We start from the raw sequence: 15,891 nt of genomic DNA on the forward strand, positions 1-15,891 counted from the left end.
ACGGGAAATGAGTGCCCGATATGGACTGACCGTGTATCGAGAGGGCACTCTGGGGTAGGTAAGGTCCGTTACACACACGGACGGGGGATGGCGGGGATGGGAGTGATGCAGGTGCCGGACCACACCACCGAGGTCACCGCGGCCGGGATCGCCCGCCTCGCCGGCGTCGGCCGCGCCGCCGTCAGCAACTGGCGGCGCCGCTACGAGCACTTCCCCCGGCCCGTCGGCGGCACCGAGACCAGCCCCACGTTCTCCCTCGCCGAGATCGAACGATGGCTGCGCGACCAGGGCAAACTCGCCGAGGTGCCGCCGCGCGAACGGCTGTGGCAGCTGATCGAGTCCGACCCGGCGGGCCACAGCGCCGCCCTGACCGCGCTCGGCGAGCAGTACCTGGGCCACGGCGCCGGGACCCCGGGAGGCGGCGGCCCGCCCGACACCCCCCTCGCCCGCGCCGCGGCCCGCGTCGCCGCCGGGAGCGACCCGGCCGAGGCGTACGAGTTCGCGCTCGGCCGCTACACCGACGGCGCCGCCGCCCGGCTCACCCTCACCCCGCCCGAGACCGCCGACCTGATGGCCGCCCTGGCCGGACCGGCCCACTCCGTCCTCGACCCGGCCTGCGGCGCGGGCGGCCTGCTCGCCGCCGCCCGGCGCGGCCCCGCCGCGCCGCCCACCGAGCTGTACGGCCAGGACGCCGACCCGGTGCTCGCCCGGCTCGGCGCCCTGCGCCTGGCCCTGCGCGGCTCCGCCACCGTCCAGGTCCGCGACGGCGACTCCCTGCTCGCCGACGCCTTCCCGCACCTCACCGTCGACGCCGTGCTGTGCCACCCCCCGTTCAACGAACGCCACTGGGGCCACAGCGAGCTGACCTACGACGCCCGCTGGGAGTACGGCCTGCCCGCCCGCGCCGAATCCGAACTCGCCTGGGTCCAGCACGCCCTGGCCCGGCTGCGCCCCGGCGGCACCGCCGTCCTGCTGATGCCCCCCGCCGCCGCCTCCCGCCGCACCGGACGCCGGGTCCGCGCCGCCCTGCTGCGCCGCGGGGCGCTGCGCGCCGTCATCGCGCTGCCCGCCGGCGCCGCCCCGCCGCACAGCCTCCCGCTCCATCTGTGGGTGCTGCGCAAGCCCGACGGCACCACCGCCCCCGACCCTCGGCTGCTGGTCGTCGACACCGCCACCACCCACCGCCCGGCCGGCGGCGGCCGCGCGGGCCTGGACTGGCCCGGGCTGCGCCGCACGATCCTCGACGCCTGGCAGGAGTTCCGGTGCGCGGGCGACATCGGCCCCGTCCCCGGCACCCGCCGGGCGCTGCCGGTCATCGACCTCCTGGACGACGAGGTCGACCTGGCCCCCGCCCGCCACCTGCCGCCCCCCACCGAGGCCACCGGGACCGCCGCCCTGGCCGCCGTGCAGGAGGAACTGCGCGGCACCCTGCGCCGTACCGCGTCCCTGGCCGCCGCCGTCCACCCGGACGAGGGAAGCGGCACCGCGCCCGGCGCGCACTGGTCCACCGTCACCATCGGCGAACTCGTCCGCGCCGGCGCCCTCGAACTGCACACGCACTCCGCCGCCGGAGAGCCGCCGCCCGCCACCCGCGCCGGGGACGTCCTCGTCCCGCTGCTGCTGGACGGCTCCGCCACCCATGTCGTCACCGACGCCGCCGCGGGCGAACCGCCGGACCGCCGGCTGTCCCTGCTGCGCCCGGACACCGCGGCCCTGGACCCCTGGTTCCTCGCCGGGTTCCTGCGGGGCACCGCCAACACCCGGCAGGCCAGCAGCTACGCCTCCAGCGCGACCCGGGTGGACGTCCGGCGGCTGAAGGTCCCCCGGCTGCCGCTGGAGACGCAGCGCCGCTACGGGCGCGGCTTCCGTGATCTCGCCGCGTTCGAGGACGCCCTCCAGCACGCGGCCGATCTCGGACGGCAACTGGTCCAAGGCACCGTCGACGGCCTCACCGAGGGAACCCTGCCGCCCGGAGACTGAGCACCCCCGCCCCGGATATCATCCTTCCCCGCGGAAAGCGGGAGCCGAACGGGTGACGGGGAGAGCACATGTACGGGTATGGGCCGTCTTCGCCCCCGGGCCCGCCGCCGGTTCCGGTTCCTGGGCCGGCCCCGGCCGCCGCACCGCGCCGCGGCCCCGGCGCGCGGGCGCTCATCATGCGCACCCTGTTCGCCTGCTTCCCCGCGCTGTCGCTGGGCCTGCTCTCCTGGGTGCCCATGCTGCGCTTCGCGCTGCAGCGCAGGCGCACCCTGGACTGGGCGGTGCTGGGCCTGTACGTCCTGCTGACCGTCGGCCTGCTGGTGTGGCTCGACCTCCTGCCCACCACCGAGACCGAGGAGGGCGAGGTCGCCGAGGTGTCCGCGCTGGTCGGCTTCTTCTGGCTCTCGCTCATCGTCGCCGCCACCGTCCACGCGGTCCGCGGTGACCGCTTCGAACGCCCGGGGCGGGTGCCCGCCGTGCCGCACCCGGTCGCGTACCCCGCTCCGTACTACGGGCCCCCCGCCCCGTACGGGCCGCCGTCCCCGTACGGTCCGCCGCCGGCCGCCGCCCCCGCGCCGCCCACCGCCGCCTCGCCCCGGATGCGGCAGGTCGCCGACGAACTCGACGAGCTGGGCGCCTACCTCAGGAAAGAGGAAGAGGGCGGGCACCGGTGACCCCCCGCGTGCTGGCCGGCCGCTACCGGCTGACCGAGCCGCTGGGCAAGGGCGGCATGGGGGAGGTCTGGGCGGCCCAGGACTCCGCGCTCGGCGGGCGGAAGGTCGCCGTCAAGCTGCTGCACGCCAACCAGCTGTCCTCCCTGTCCGGCACCACCGACCCCGAGGAACTGCGCCGCCGCTTCCTGCGCGAGGCCCGCGCCACCGCCCGCATCGACCACCCGGGCCTGGTGGGGGTGCACGACGCCGGCAGCGAGGGCGATGAGCTGTACCTCGTCATGCAGCTCATCGACGGCAGCGACCTCTCCGACCACCTGGCCGAGCACGACCCGTACCCCTGGACCTGGGCGGTCGCCGCCCTCGCCCAGCTGTGCTCGGCGCTCGCCGCCGTGCACGCCGTGGAGATCGTGCACCGCGATCTCAAGCCCGGCAATGTGATGATCCGGATGGACGGCCGGGTGACCATCCTCGACCTGGGCATCGCCGCCGTCCGCGGCGAGCACGAGGAAACCCGGCTCACCCGCACCGGCGCCCTGCTCGGCACCCCCGTCTACATGGCTCCCGAACAGGCCGTCGGCGGCCCGCCGGTCGGTCCGGCCGCCGACCTGTACGCGCTCGGCGCCATCGGGTACGAACTCCTGACCGGGCAGGCGCCCTTCCGCGCCCCGAACGCGGCCGGTCTGCTCTACAAGAAGCTGCACGAGGAGCCGCCGCCGCTCCAGCAACTGCGCCCCGACATCCCGCCCGGGCTCGCCGTGCTCCTTCACCGGCTGCTCGCCAAGGACCCGTCCGGCCGCCCCGCCGACGCGCACGAGGTGTTCGCCGCGCTCACCCCGCTGCTGCCCGCCCCGGGCGCGGCCGGCGCGCCGCCCGCCGTCCCCATGGACCCCACCCGCCCCTTCTGGCACCCGATGGCTCCCTGGCCCGCCACCCGGCCGCGCGCCCGCGAACAGGACCTGTCGGCCGTGGTGGAGGAGGTGCGGCGGCTGCTGGACCGGCACCAGTACGCGCAGGCGGCCGAGCTGCTCAGCCACACCGTGCCCCGGGCCGCCGCCCGCTACGGCCAGCACTCCCCGGTGGTGCGCACGCTGCGCAAGCAGTACGCCGCCACCTTGATGGCCACCGCCCAGTACGGCCGCGCGCTGCCGGAGATCCAGCGGCTGCTCCAGGACTTCACCGCCGAGCGGGGCCCGTACGACCAGACCGTGATCCAGCTGCGTTCCGACGAGGCGGAGTGCCTGTCCCGGCTGGGGCACCGGTAGCCGGGAGCTGTGCCGGCGCGGGCCCGAGGGGGGAGGGGTGCTGGGGCGAAGGGCCCGGCCGCCTGCCGGACCCCCGCCTCCGATGGGCTCCGCCGGCTGGACTCGAACCAGCACTACAAGGATTCAAAGTCCTGCGGGCTACCGATTACCCCACGGCGGATCGCCGGGACAGACCCTACCCGAGCCGACCCCGCCGACCGGAATCCGAGGCCGTGAACGGCACTTCGGCCCACCGCCGCACCCCCCTCCCGGGGCGGGACGCCCGCGGTCCGCGCCGATGCCCTCCCCTCCCGGCACCGATCCCTCCCGGCGCCTGAAAACGTGTGGACCGCGCCCTTAGGGTGGGTGGTATGAGCGAGTCGGGGGCGGAGAGTACCGGGGAGGCGGGGCCGGGGGGCGCCGCGCTGTGGTGGTGGGAGCGGCGGCGCGGCGTCCTGCTGGACGGGGCGCTGGCCCTGGCCTCGGCGATCGAGTGCGTCGTCCAGAGCGTCGTCTTCGCCGGCCGTACGGGGCTGCCGGTGGTGCCCACCGCGCTGTTCGGGGGGCTGGCCGGGTCCGTGCTGCTGGTCAGGCGGCGCTGGCCGCTGGCGGTGATCCTGGTGGCCATCGCGGTGCTGCCGGCCCAGATGGGCATGGGCATGGCGGCGGTGGGCCTGTACACGCTGGCCACCACCGAGGTGCCGCGCCGGATCATCGGGGTCATGGCGTCCATGGTGTGCGTGGGCACCGCCCTGGTGACCTTCCTGCTCATCGAACAGGACGCCGGGCTGCGCGAGCAGCCGATACCCATGTGGTTCAAGCCGTTCGTGGCGGCGCTCTTCGCGGTGGCGATCACGCTGCCGCCCGTGCTGCTGGGGATGTACGTCCGCGCCAGGCGCCGGCTCGTGGAGTCGCTGCGCGACCGCGCGGACGGTCTGGAACGGGAGCTGGGGCTGCTGGCCGAGCGCGCCGAGGAGCGCGCCGAGTGGGCGCGCGGCGAGGAGCGGCGCCGGATCGCCCGCGAGATGCACGACGTGGTGGCGCACCGGGTGTCCCTCATGGTGGTGCACGCGGCGGCGCTGCAGGCGGTGGCGCCCAAGGATCCGGACAAGGCGGCGAAGAACGCGGGCCTGGTCGCGGACATGGGGCGGCAGGCGCTGACCGAGCTGCGGACGATGCTGGGCGTGCTGCGGACCGAGGAGAAGCCGCGCGAGGCGGCGGGTGCGGCGGGCGGCGAGCCGGAGAGCGCGGCCGACGCGGCGGCCCGGCTCGCGGAGATCGCGGCGGCCGGGCGGCGCGGCGCGCGGGGTCCGCGGCTGAGCGAGGTGGCCTCGCTGGTGGACCAGTCCCGGGCGGCCGGGATGGCCGTGGAGCTGTCGGTGGAGGGGGATCCGCGCGGGTACGCGGCGCAGGTGGAGTCGACCGCGTACCGGGTGGTGCAGGAGGCGCTGACCAATGTGCACAAGCACGCGGCCGGCGCCGCCGCGCGGGTGCGGCTGGCGCACCGCGACGGTGAGGTGGCGGTGCAGGTGCTGAACGAGGCCCCGCTGGGCGGCGGCCAGCCCGGCGCGCCGGCGGCGCTGCCCTCCGGCGGCAACGGGCTGCTGGGCATGCGGGAGCGGGTCACCGCGCTGGGCGGCGGGTTCGTGTCGGGTCCGCTGGACGGGGGCGGTTTCCGGGTCTCGGCGGTCATCCCGGACCGGGACAGGTCCCCGGCCGCACCCGGTGTCGGACTCGCGTCGTAGCGTCGTACGGGTGCAGACGACTCCCTCCCCTCCCCTCTTCAGCCGGGAATTCGGCGCCGACCCGTACCCCGCGTACGCCTGGCTGCGGGAGAACGCCCCGGTGTACAAGGCGGAGCTGCCCAGCGGGGTGGCGGCCTGGCTGGTCACCCGGTACGCGGACGCCCGCGCCGCGCTGGCCGACCCGCGGCTGAGCAAGAACCCCGACCGGCACAGCGCGCAGGCGCACCACAGCGGCCGGGTGGGCATCCCGGGGGAGCGCGGCGCCAATGTCATGACGCACCTGCTGAACATCGATCCGCCCGATCACACGCGGCTGCGCCGGCTGGTGGCGAAGGCGTTCACCCCGCGCCGGGTGGCGGCCTTCGAGCCGCGGGTGCGGGAGCTGACCGGCTCGCTGATCGCCTCCTTCGCGGGGCGGGGCGAGGCGGACCTGATCCATGAGTTCGCCTTCCCGCTGCCGATCTACGCCATCTGCGACATGCTCGGCGTCCCCCGGGAGGACCAGGACGACTTCCGCGACTGGGCCGGGATGATGCTGCATCCGTCGGGAAAGCGGGGCGGAGTCGGGCGCTCGGTGAAGCGGATGCGGGCCTATCTCGGCGATCTGATCCACCGTAAGCGCGCCGATCTGGGGGACGATCTGATCTCCGACCTGATCCGCGCCTCCGACCACGGCGAACACCTGACGGAGGACGAGGCGGCCGCGATGTCCTTCATCCTCCTGTTCGCCGGGTTCGAGACGACCGTCAACCTCATCGGCAATGGCCTGTACACGCTGCTGCGCCACCCGGCGGAACTGGCCGATCTGCGGCGGTCGCTGGCGGCGGGCGAGGAGGCGCTGCTGGAGAGCGCGGTGGAGGAGTTGCTGCGGTACGACGGCCCGGTGGAGCTGGCGACGTGGCGGTTCGCGCGGGAGCCGCTCGTCCTGGGCGGGCAGCGCGTGGAACGGGGCGATCCGGTGCTGGTGGTGCTGGCCGGCGCGGACCGCGATCCGCGCCGGTTCGAGCGGCCCGATGTGCTGGATCTGGCCCGGCGCGACAACCAGCATCTGGGGTACGGGCACGGCATCCACTACTGCCTGGGGGCGCCGCTGGCGCGGCTGGAGGGGCGGGCGGCGATCGGGATGCTGCTGAGCGAACTGCCGGATATCCGGCTTGCGGTGGATCCTGACGATCTGCGGTGGCGCGGTGGCCTGATCATGCGAGGACTCCGCTCACTGCCGGTAGAGTTCACATCCAGCCATGTGACGGAGAGTCAGTAGTGTGATCTGTATGTGATCTCGGTGGGATCAGCTTGTGATCGCACCGGAGGGCGGGCTAGGTTCTGCGCTCAACTGCACCACCGCGCCGCAGCGGCCGGACAGTACGCACCACCGCAGCACACCGCAGTACCGCACCAGCGCAGTACCGCACCACCGTTTCCATGTCGTTCGCACGAGAGGCAGTCACATGCGCTCCGGCACAGGTCGTCATCGTCGTCCCAAGCAGGCCCCCGCTTTCGTGGTGGCCGCGGGAGTCACCGGAGCGGGCATCGCCCTGCCACTGCTGGGCGCCACGTCCGCCAACGCCGTGACCCCCGAGACCTGGGACGCCGCCGCCGCGTGCGAGAGCGACGGCGTGTGGACCGCCAACACGGGCAACGGCTACTACGGCGGGTTCCAGATCCCGCTGGCGCAGTGGGAGGCGCACGGGGGCACCGACTTCGCCAAGCGGCCCGACCTCGCCTCGCGGGCGCAGCAGATCACGGTCGCCGAGCGGATGCTGGCGGCGCAGGGCAAGGCCGCGTTCCCCGGCTGCGCGGTGACCACCGGTCTGTGGCAGGAGTACCGCGCCGGCGGCCAGGAGGAGACGGACGTCACCGCAGAGGTGCCCGGCGCCACCGAGAGCGGCATCGGCGAGATCCTCCCCAGGGAGACGGCGGACACCGAGGACGAGGCGGACGCCGGCTCCGGCGCGGGGGCGACGGACGACGCGGCGGCCGGCGGGGCCGGCGACAAGAGCACCGGGAAGCCCGCGGACAAGAGCGCGGACGCGGCGGCCGACGCCGCCGGCGAGCAGCGGGAGGACAGCTCCGCCGCCGACACCGGGACGGACGGCGGCTCCGGCTCCGGCCGCCACCGGGGTGAGGCCGCGCCCGAGCCGGACGCCCAGCCGGGTGAGAACACCGACGGCACCGGACGGCACGCCGAACGCCCAGCGGACCGCGACGGGGAGCGCACCGACCCGGCCACCGGCGAAGCCCCCGAGGAGGGCGCCGAGGAGGCCGCGGCGGAGGACGCCGCGTCCGGCGCGTACGAGGTGCTCACCGGCGACACGCTCTCGGAGATCGCCGACGCGCTCACGGTGGACGGCGGTTGGCCGGCGCTCTACCAGGCGAACGAATCGGTCATTGGGGACAACCCTGACCATATAGTCCCCGGTTTGCAGCTTGAGTTGGGCGGGAAGGGCGCATAAAGGACCGATGCGGACGGCGACTTCCGTACCGGGTTAAGTGTGACCATCGTCTCGTTATGCGGCAATGCCGCCCGACTGGTCCGCACTGTCCGATTCCCCGTTGACCTGCGGAGACATCCCCCGTTCGGAGTCAAGCCCAGGCCGCGCCGCGATCTTCATCGTTCTTGAATCGTTAGTCGGCCTGTGTTTAGTGTCCAGCGCTCGGATTTACACACCGGGCGCCCTGGCCGTACGCCGAATCCTGCCGCCGGCCGGGGGACCACCACTGCGCCACAACCGCTTGGCAGGAGCGGGGGACCCAGTCCGTCACCCGGCGGCCGTCAGGCGGCCGGGCGGCGGAACGCCGTACCGAGACCGATCCGTTCCCCGGAACGGGCCGGACCCGGGGCGGCTTGGGGTGAAGCCGGGACGGATCCGTCCGCCCCGGCCGGGCAACTCACTGACCCGAACCCGACAGCTCACCTCGCAGGCGTCCGGTGAGAAGGATCGTCATGCTGTTCTCCGGTAAGGGCCGTCACCGCCGCCCCTCCAAGCCCACCCGTCTCGCGGCCGCCGCCGGCGTCACCGGTGCCGCCGTCGCCATCCCCCTGATCGGTGCCACCGGCGCCCAGGCCGCCTCCGTGGACACCTGGGACGCCGTCGCCCAGTGCGAGTCGGGCGGCGACTGGTCCATCAACACCGGCAACGGTTACTACGGTGGCCTGCAGTTCTCGAACTCCTCGTGGGCGGCGGCCGGGGGCACCCAGTACGCCCCGCAGGCCGACCAGGCCACCAAGGAGCAGCAGATCGCCACCGCCGAGCAGCTGCTGTCCATGCAGGGCCCCGGCGCCTGGCCGGTCTGCGGCGCCCGTGCGGGCCTGTCCGCCGGCGGCCCGGCCGCCGAGGTGAACCCGGACGCCGGCGCCACCACCGAGGCTCCCGCCCCGGCGCAGGAGGCCCCGGTCGAGGAGACGCCGGCCCCGGTCGAGGAAGCCCCGGCCCCGGCCCCGCAGTCCACCGAGAACACCGAGGAGAGCGCCCCCGTGGCGTCCGGCGACACCTACACGGTGGTGGCCGGCGACTCGCTGTCGAAGATCGCCGCCGCCCACGGCGTCAGCTGGCAGCAGCTGTACCAGCAGAACAAGTCGGTCGTCGGGGATGACCCCAACCTGATCTTCCCCGGCCAGCAGCTCGCCCTGTGAGCTGACCCGAAGGACCGGCGAAACGATCCTCCCGCCCGGCGCGGGGTGGCGAGCGGCAGCGCAACCTGCCGTTCAGCCACCCCGCGCCGGGTTTTCTTCCGCTCGTAAACAAAAAGATGCCTGCCCGGAAAACCGTCTCTGACCAGCGACAACACCCCCAGCGGCACAGTTTGTGGCGAGCTTGTGAGCGGTGGCACGACGGGAGCCGGTTAGGCTCAGAGGGTTTCAAGACGCCATAAGACAGACGTCCATCCAGACGAAGGAGAACCTTGTGCCGTCCATCGACGTCGTCGTAGCCCGCGAGATCCTCGACTCGCGAGGCAACCCCACGGTCGAGGTCGAGGTTGGCCTCGACGACAGCAGTACCGGCCGCGCCGCCGTCCCCTCGGGCGCCTCCACCGGAGCCTTCGAGGCGCTGGAGCTGCGCGACGGAGACGCCGGCCGCTACCAGGGCAAGGGCGTGGAGAAGGCCGTGCTGGCCGTCATCGAGCAGATCGGCCCCGAGCTGGTCGGCTATGACGCCACCGAGCAGCGCCTGATCGACCAGGCGATGTTCGACCTCGACGCCACCGCCGACAAGTCCTCGCTCGGCGCCAACGCCATCCTCGGCGTCTCGCTGGCCGTGGCGCACGCCGCGTCCGAGTCCCGCGACCTGCCGCTCTTCCGCTACCTGGGCGGCCCCAACGCGCACCTGCTGCCGGTGCCGATGATGAACATCCTCAACGGCGGTTCGCACGCGGACTCCAACGTCGACATCCAGGAGTTCATGATCGCCCCGATCGGCGCCGAGTCCTTCTCGGAAGCCGTGCGCTGGGGCGCCGAGACGTACCACACCCTCAAGTCCGTGCTCAAGGAGCGCGGGCTGTCCACCGGCCTGGGCGACGAGGGCGGCTTCGCCCCGAACCTCGACTCCAACCGCGAGGCCCTCGACCTGATCATCGAGGCCATCCAGAAGGCCGGCTACACCCCCGGCCAGGACATCGCGCTCGCCCTGGACGTGGCCGCCAGCGAGTTCTACAGCGACGGCGTCTACACCTTCGAGGGCAAGACCCGCACCGCCGAGGAGATGACCGCGTACTACGCCGAGCTGGTCGAGGCGTACCCGCTGGTCTCCATCGAGGACCCGCTGCACGAGGACGACTGGGAGGGCTGGCACACCCTCACCGTCCAGCTGGGCGACAAGGTGCAGATCGTCGGCGACGACCTGTTCGTCACCAACCCCGAGCGCCTCCAGCGCGGCATCGACTCCGGCACCGCCAACGCGCTGCTGGTGAAGGTCAACCAGATCGGTTCGCTGACCGAGACCCTGGACGCCGTCGAGCTGGCCCAGCGCAACGGCTACCGCTGCATGATGTCCCACCGCTCCGGCGAGACCGAGGACGTCACCATCGCCGACCTGGCCGTCGCCACCAACTGCGGCCAGATCAAGACCGGCGCCCCCGCGCGCTCCGAGCGCGTCGCCAAGTACAACCAGCTGATGCGGATCGAGGAGATCCTGGACGACGCGGCCGTGTACGCGGGCCGCAGCGCCTTCCCGCGCTTCCAGGGCTGACAACCCCGGCCGCCGGTGCCACCGTCCCCGCCACCCGTCCCGTACGGTGGCGGGGACAGCTGTTGGTACGGGACGGCGTGACGGGGAGGCTGATGTGGCGGCGGACCGGGACCGGTTCTCCACCGCGACCCGGATCAGGGCGCTGGGCGAACAGGCCGCGGCCCGGGTCTACCGGGCACAGAACAAGCGGCTGCGCCGCCCCGTGCGCCGCAGCCGGCTCACCGGCCGCGCGGCGCTGCTGGCGCTGGTCATCTGCGCCCTGATCGTGGCGCTCGCCTACCCGCTGCGCGAGTACGTCTCGCAGCGCTCGGAGATCGGCGACGAGCGGCGCAAGGCACAGGACGCCGAGGAGCGCGTGGAGGAGCTGCGGGACGAGAAGGCCCGCTGGCAGGACCCGGCGTTCGTGGAGCAGCAGGCGCGCCGTCATCTGCACTACGTACGCCCGGGGGAGACCGGCTACATCCTCCCCGCCCCGCCCGGCGCCCAGGAGGACGGCGAGGCGGAGCGGCTCCGCAACCGGAGCGCGCCCGCCAACCGCCCTTGGTACGACAATCTGTGGGACGGCATCGACAAGGCCGACCGAGCGGCCCCCGTCCCCTGACACGATGAGAGCGATGACGAACAACACCGAGAGCGACACCGCGACCGACCGCGACACCGCGGCGGTGGCGGCCCAGCTGGGCCGGCTCCCGCGCGGACTGCGCGGGGTCGCGCACCGCTGCCCGTGCGGCAACCCCGATGTGGTGGAGACCGCGCCGCGCCTTGAGGACGGCAGCCCGTTCCCCACCACGTACTACCTGACCTGCCCGCGCGCCGCCTCCGCGATCGGCACCCTGGAGGCGAACGGGGTGATGAAGGAGATGACGGCCCGGCTGGCGACCGACCCGGAGCTGGCGGACGCCTACCGGGCCGCGCACGAGGACTACCTCGCGCGCCGGGACGCCATCGAGGTGCTGGAGGGCTTCCCGAGCGCCGGCGGGATGCCGGACCGGGTGAAGTGCCTGCACGTGCTGGTGGCGCACTCCCTGGCGGCGGGCCCCGGGGTCAACCCACTGGGCGACGAGGCACTCGACATGCTTCCCGAGTGGTGGAAGAAGGGGCCGTGCGTGAGCGCGGACGGTACGGAGTGCGCGGCGACGGCGGAGGGGGCGGGCGCGTGAAGGCGGCGGCGATCGACTGCGGCACCAACTCCATCCGGCTGCTGATCGCGGACGCCGATCCGGCCACCGGGGAACTGAAGGACCTGGACCGCCGGATGGAGATCGTCCGGCTGGGCCAGGGCGTGGACCGCACCGGGCGGCTGGCCCCCGAGGCGCTGGAGCGCACCCTGGAGGCGTGCCGGCGGTACGCGGCGGCGATCGAGGGGCACGGCATCGAGGCCGGGCGGATCCGCTTCGCGGCGACCTCGGCGACCCGGGACGCGCAGAACCGCGCGGACTTCGTGGACGGCGTCCGGGAGATCCTGGGCATCGAGCCGGAAGTCATCACGGGCATGGAAGAGGCCGCCTTGTCGTACACCGGCGCCACCCGCGAGCTGGCCGGCGCCGGCACCGCCCTCGTGGTGGACATCGGCGGTGGTTCCACCGAATTCGTACTGGGGAACCGCGAGGTAACGGCGGCCCGCAGCGTGAACATCGGCTGCGTGCGGCTGACCGAGCGGCACGCGCTGAGCGACCCGCCGACGGCCGCTCAGATCGCCGCCCTGACCGCCGACATCGACGCGGCCCTGGACGAGGCCCAGGAAGCCGTCCCGCTGACCGGGGCGGACACGCTGGTGGGCCTGGCGGGCTCGGTGACCACGGTGGCCGCGATCGCCCTGGAGCTGCCCGCCTACGACCCCGCGGCGATCCACCACTCCCGCGTCCCGGCCGCCACGGTCGGGGCGATCTCCGACCGCCTGCTGGCGTCCACCCACGCCGAACGCGCGGCGATCCCGGTGATGCACCCCGGCCGCACCGACGTGATCGGCGCGGGCGCGCTGATCCTGTCGCGGATCATGGCGCGCAGCGGTGCGGCGGAGGTGGTGGTCTCCGAGAGCGACATCCTCGACGGCCTGCTGTGGAGCACCGTGGAGCGGCGGCCCGGGAGGGCTTAGCGCCACACGGTGCAGGAGGCCAGCGCCAGGAGCGGCGCCCCGATCACCAGCAGACAGCCCGCGCCCACCAGCAGGCGGTCGATCGGGGCGGCGAACCGGTGCGGCGGGGCCGGGGGACGGACGGAGAACTCGGGCACGGTGAACGGTCCTTCCGGTGATCGGGGAGGTTTTCACCGTAGGGCAGAGAACTTCGTGAAGTTTTTCACATGGGCGTGCCGCGGGGAGTGGGTGACAACGGCCTAATCGTGATCCACAGGACCCCGCAGCGCTCCCCAGAGCACCGGTGCCGCACCCCCTCGCGGGACAACCCCGCAGGTCGCGGCGGTAAGGGGTGGAAAGGGGCGCGCAGTGTATCAGAGGGGTCCGGAATCCTTGTGAAGGGCCTCACGAGGTCCCCCCCGGGGGTGGGTGGATACTCGATGGCATGAGCACCACGGAGCGTCCCCGAATCCTCGTCGTGGGTGGCGGGTACGTCGGTCTGTACGCCGCGCGCCGCATTCTGAAGAAGATGCGATACGGCGAGGCGACTGTCACCGTCGTCGACCCGCGCTCGTACATGACGTACCAGCCCTTCCTCCCGGAGGCTGCCGCAGGCAGTATCTCCCCGCGGCACGTCGTGGTGCCGCTCCGTCGCGTTCTGCCCAAGGCCGAGGTCCTCACCGGCCGGGTCACCTCCATCGACCAGGACCGCAAGGTCGCCTCGGTGTCGCCGACCGTCGGCGCCCCGTACGAGCTGCCCTTCGACTACCTGGTGGTCGCGCTGGGCGCCGTCTCCCGCACCTTCCCGATCCCCGGCCTCGCCGAGCAGGGCATCGGCATGAAGGGCGTCGAGGAGGCCATCGGCCTGCGCAACCACGTCCTGGAGCAGCTCGACAAGGCCGACTCCACCACCGATGAGGAGATCCGCCGCAAGGCGCTCACCTTCGTCTTCGTGGGCGGCGGCTTCGCCGGCGCGGAGACCATCGGCGAGGTCGAGGACATGGCCCGCGACGCCACGAAGTACTACCCGACCGTCAAGCGCGAGGACATGCGCTTCGTGCTGGTCGACGTGGCCGACAAGATCCTCCCCGAGGTCGGGCCCAAGCTCGGCGAGTGGGGCCTGGAGCACCTGAAGAAGCGCGACATCGAGGTCCACCTGAAGACCTCCGTCAACTCCTGCGTGGACGGCCACGTGGAGCTGTCCAACGGGGTGATCGCCGACTCCAACACCATCGTGTGGACGGCCGGCGTCAAGCCCAACCCGGCGCTGGCCCGCTACGGCATCGCGCTCGGCCCGCGCGGCCACGTGGATGTCGACGGCCACCTCCAGGTCCGCGGCACCGACTACGTGTGGGCCGCCGGCGACAACGCCCAGGTCCCGGACCTGGTGCTGCGCGCCCAGGGCGTGGAGAACGCCTGGTGCCCGCCGAACGCCCAGCACGCGCTGCGCCAGGCCAAGGTCCTGGGCGACAACGTGATCTCCGGGATGCGCGGCTTCCCGCAGGGCGAGTACAAGCACGCCTCCAAGGGCGCGGTGGCCGGCCTGGGCCTGCACAAGGGCGTGGCGGCGCTCAAGTTCGGCAAGATGACGCTGCGCTTCAAGGGCCGCATCGGCTGGTACCTGCACCGCGGCTACCACGGCATGGCGGTCCCGACCTGGAACCGCAAGATCCGCGTCTTCGCCGACTGGACCCTGGGGATGTTCCTCAAGCGCGAGGTCGTCTCCCTGGGCGCCATGGAGAACCCCCGCGAGGAGTTCTACGAGGCGGCGGCCCCGGTCACGGCGGCTGCCGAGGCCAAGAAGGCCGCCGAGAAGCCCAAGGCGACCGCGAGCTGACGCGACGACACCTGTGAGGAAGGGCCCCACCGAACGGTGGGGCCCTTCTCATGTCCACGCGTCGAGCCGCAGCAGCACCTGGTGGTTGTGGTCCGTGTGCCAGTACACCTCCCCGGCCACCCGCTCCCCGGGGGCCGGCAGCACCATCCCGTGCGGCATCCGCGACACCTTGGCCAGGCCGAGCGCCTCGGGCCACCCGTCCAGTTCCACGAAGGACCCGAAGGGCCGGGCCTCGATCACCACCCCGGTCACCCGGGCGCCCACCGGCAGTCCCGTCGCGGTCCCCTTCTAGGCAGCCTCGGCCCGCCGGGCCCGCTCCTGATACCAGTCCACTGCGCATCCTCCCTGACACCATGCAGCAGCCCACCGCGTGGATCCCGCGCTTCCCGGCACGGCGCCCTCTCAGCGGGGCATCTGCCAGCCGCTGTCCGTCATCCCCGTGAAGTCGAAGAACGCCTTGCGCTGCTCGGCGTCGGTCGCCACCGCCTCGTACGGAGCGGGGTCGAAGATGTCCACCAGCTCGTCGGTGATCTTCTTGGCCGCCGGGTCGACGAGGTACAGATGCCTGCCCCCGGAGGCGTGCAGCAGGCTGGAGGACATGGTGTCAGGGCGGGCTCCCTGGCAGCAGAGCAGGAGCCCTTCGTCCTCCATGTCCAGCTGAAGCTTGGCAAGACAGATGCCGTACGTGTTCCCCTCGTACGTCGTGCGGACCCCCGACTCCCGCGTCACCTCGACGCGGAACGGCGGCCCGTGGTCCGAGAGCATGAGCCGCAGTTCCTCACCCCGCCCGCCACCGTCGGAGGCCAGGAGCGACACGGATTCATCCATCGCGATCTCCCTCCCGTGGTCTCTGCGAAACGGCGGGACGAACGCCGTTTCGCGGCGGGCTATGAATTCTCTCTGTGGGGTCACTTGTGTGTGGGCCCTCAGCTCGCCTCCGCAAGACTCCATGGAGACGATAAACGCGAGCGACCCATCGGTCCATACTGTGCAGGTGATCGCAGTCTGGCCAGAGAAAATGATCTGTACTGCCGCCAAATAATTGTCAATATCGCGGATCTCGAGAATTTTCAGAACCTTGGCTTGCGAAATATCCGGAATGATGAGTGAATCACCGGCGGCCACCCCATTCGCCTCTCGCTGGAGACTCTGCT

General features: G+C 72.9%; 15 protein-coding genes, 1 tRNA gene and 1 riboswitch. Of the genes, 12 read left to right on the forward strand and 4 right to left on the reverse strand.

Features of this window, described 5'->3' with window-relative positions; genetic code table 11:
- The first annotated feature begins 96 nt into the window (after window positions 1–96).
- From H7827_RS19045 to H7827_RS19055, 3 genes are all read left to right on the forward strand, one after another.
- Window positions 97–1,980: an N-6 DNA methylase gene (locus tag H7827_RS19045; protein ID WP_432746677.1), complete on the forward strand. Its 1,884-nt coding sequence runs from the start codon at window positions 97–99 to the stop codon at window positions 1,978–1,980.
- A 176-nt stretch (window positions 1,981–2,156) separates the two neighbouring features.
- On the forward strand, window positions 2,157–2,654 hold the full coding sequence (locus H7827_RS19050) for a hypothetical protein (protein WP_432746678.1): 498 nt from the start codon (window positions 2,157–2,159) through the stop codon (window positions 2,652–2,654).
- Window positions 2,651–3,916: a serine/threonine-protein kinase gene (locus tag H7827_RS19055; protein WP_432746679.1), complete on the forward strand. Its 1,266-nt coding sequence runs from the start codon at window positions 2,651–2,653 to the stop codon at window positions 3,914–3,916. Before H7827_RS19050 ends, H7827_RS19055 begins: the two co-directional genes overlap by 4 nt.
- Before the next feature lie 87 nt (window positions 3,917–4,003).
- Here H7827_RS19055 and H7827_RS19060 read toward each other — a convergent pair.
- Window positions 4,004–4,076, reverse strand: a tRNA-Gln gene (locus H7827_RS19060).
- 190 nt (window positions 4,077–4,266) lie between these two features.
- On the opposite strand from H7827_RS19060, the gene H7827_RS19065 reads away from it, so the two are divergent.
- From H7827_RS19065 to H7827_RS19100, 8 genes are all read left to right on the forward strand, one after another.
- The gene (locus tag H7827_RS19065) at window positions 4,267–5,640 is read left to right on the forward strand and encodes a sensor histidine kinase (protein WP_386541781.1); all 1,374 of its coding nucleotides are present in this window, start codon (window positions 4,267–4,269) and stop codon (window positions 5,638–5,640) included.
- Window positions 5,621–6,901, forward strand: coding sequence for a cytochrome P450 family protein (locus tag H7827_RS19070; RefSeq protein ID WP_410469062.1), 1,281 nt, complete (start codon window positions 5,621–5,623; stop codon window positions 6,899–6,901). Before H7827_RS19065 ends, H7827_RS19070 begins: the two co-directional genes overlap by 20 nt.
- Before the next feature lie 241 nt (window positions 6,902–7,142).
- On the forward strand, window positions 7,143–8,093 hold the full coding sequence (locus H7827_RS19075) for a transglycosylase family protein (RefSeq protein ID WP_432746680.1): 951 nt from the start codon (window positions 7,143–7,145) through the stop codon (window positions 8,091–8,093).
- Between the two features lie 342 nt (window positions 8,094–8,435).
- Window positions 8,436–8,581, forward strand: a riboswitch (cyclic di-AMP (ydaO/yuaA leader).
- Window positions 8,582–8,584: 3 nt separating this feature from the next.
- The gene (locus H7827_RS19080; RefSeq protein WP_432052825.1) at window positions 8,585–9,274 is read left to right on the forward strand and encodes a transglycosylase family protein; all 690 of its coding nucleotides are present in this window, start codon (window positions 8,585–8,587) and stop codon (window positions 9,272–9,274) included.
- A gap of 271 nt (window positions 9,275–9,545) precedes the next feature.
- Window positions 9,546–10,826, forward strand: coding sequence for a phosphopyruvate hydratase (eno, locus tag H7827_RS19085; RefSeq protein WP_030735770.1), 1,281 nt, complete (start codon window positions 9,546–9,548; stop codon window positions 10,824–10,826).
- Between the two features lie 94 nt (window positions 10,827–10,920).
- A complete protein-coding gene (locus H7827_RS19090; RefSeq protein WP_200366718.1) occupies window positions 10,921–11,427 on the forward strand; it encodes an FtsB family cell division protein in 507 nt (168 codons plus the stop codon).
- Window positions 11,428–11,431: 4 nt separating this feature from the next.
- Window positions 11,432–11,986 carry a DUF501 domain-containing protein gene (locus H7827_RS19095; protein WP_432746681.1) on the forward strand — a complete coding sequence of 185 codons (555 nt, stop codon included), beginning with the start codon at window positions 11,432–11,434 and terminating at the stop codon, window positions 11,984–11,986.
- An 11-nt stretch (window positions 11,987–11,997) separates the two neighbouring features.
- Window positions 11,998–12,921: a Ppx/GppA phosphatase family protein gene (locus H7827_RS19100; protein ID WP_030735763.1), complete on the forward strand. Its 924-nt coding sequence runs from the start codon at window positions 11,998–12,000 to the stop codon at window positions 12,919–12,921.
- Here the strand turns inward: H7827_RS19100 and H7827_RS19105 are convergent.
- The gene (locus H7827_RS19105) at window positions 12,918–13,058 is read right to left on the reverse strand and encodes a hypothetical protein (protein ID WP_200366719.1); all 141 of its coding nucleotides are present in this window, start codon (window positions 13,056–13,058) and stop codon (window positions 12,918–12,920) included. The genes H7827_RS19100 and H7827_RS19105 overlap by 4 nt on opposite strands.
- Window positions 13,059–13,345: 287 nt before the next feature.
- Between H7827_RS19105 and H7827_RS19110 the strand changes: the two genes are divergently transcribed.
- Window positions 13,346–14,737 carry an NAD(P)/FAD-dependent oxidoreductase gene (locus H7827_RS19110; protein WP_432746682.1) on the forward strand — a complete coding sequence of 464 codons (1,392 nt, stop codon included), beginning with the start codon at window positions 13,346–13,348 and terminating at the stop codon, window positions 14,735–14,737.
- 48 nt (window positions 14,738–14,785) lie between these two features.
- On the opposite strand, the gene H7827_RS19115 is transcribed toward H7827_RS19110, so the two are convergent.
- Window positions 14,786–15,001, reverse strand: a complete 216-nt coding sequence (locus tag H7827_RS19115) for a hypothetical protein (protein ID WP_432746683.1) — start codon at window positions 14,999–15,001, stop codon at window positions 14,786–14,788.
- A gap of 138 nt (window positions 15,002–15,139) precedes the next feature.
- Complete coding sequence (locus tag H7827_RS19120; protein WP_432746684.1) at window positions 15,140–15,565, reverse strand: hypothetical protein; 426 nt, start codon at window positions 15,563–15,565, stop codon at window positions 15,140–15,142.
- Window positions 15,566–15,891 lie beyond the last annotated feature (326 nt).

The sequence above is a fragment of the Streptomyces sp. JH002 genome, from assembly GCF_050916115.1.
GTDB lineage: Bacteria > Actinomycetota > Actinomycetes > Streptomycetales > Streptomycetaceae > Streptomyces > Streptomyces xiamenensis.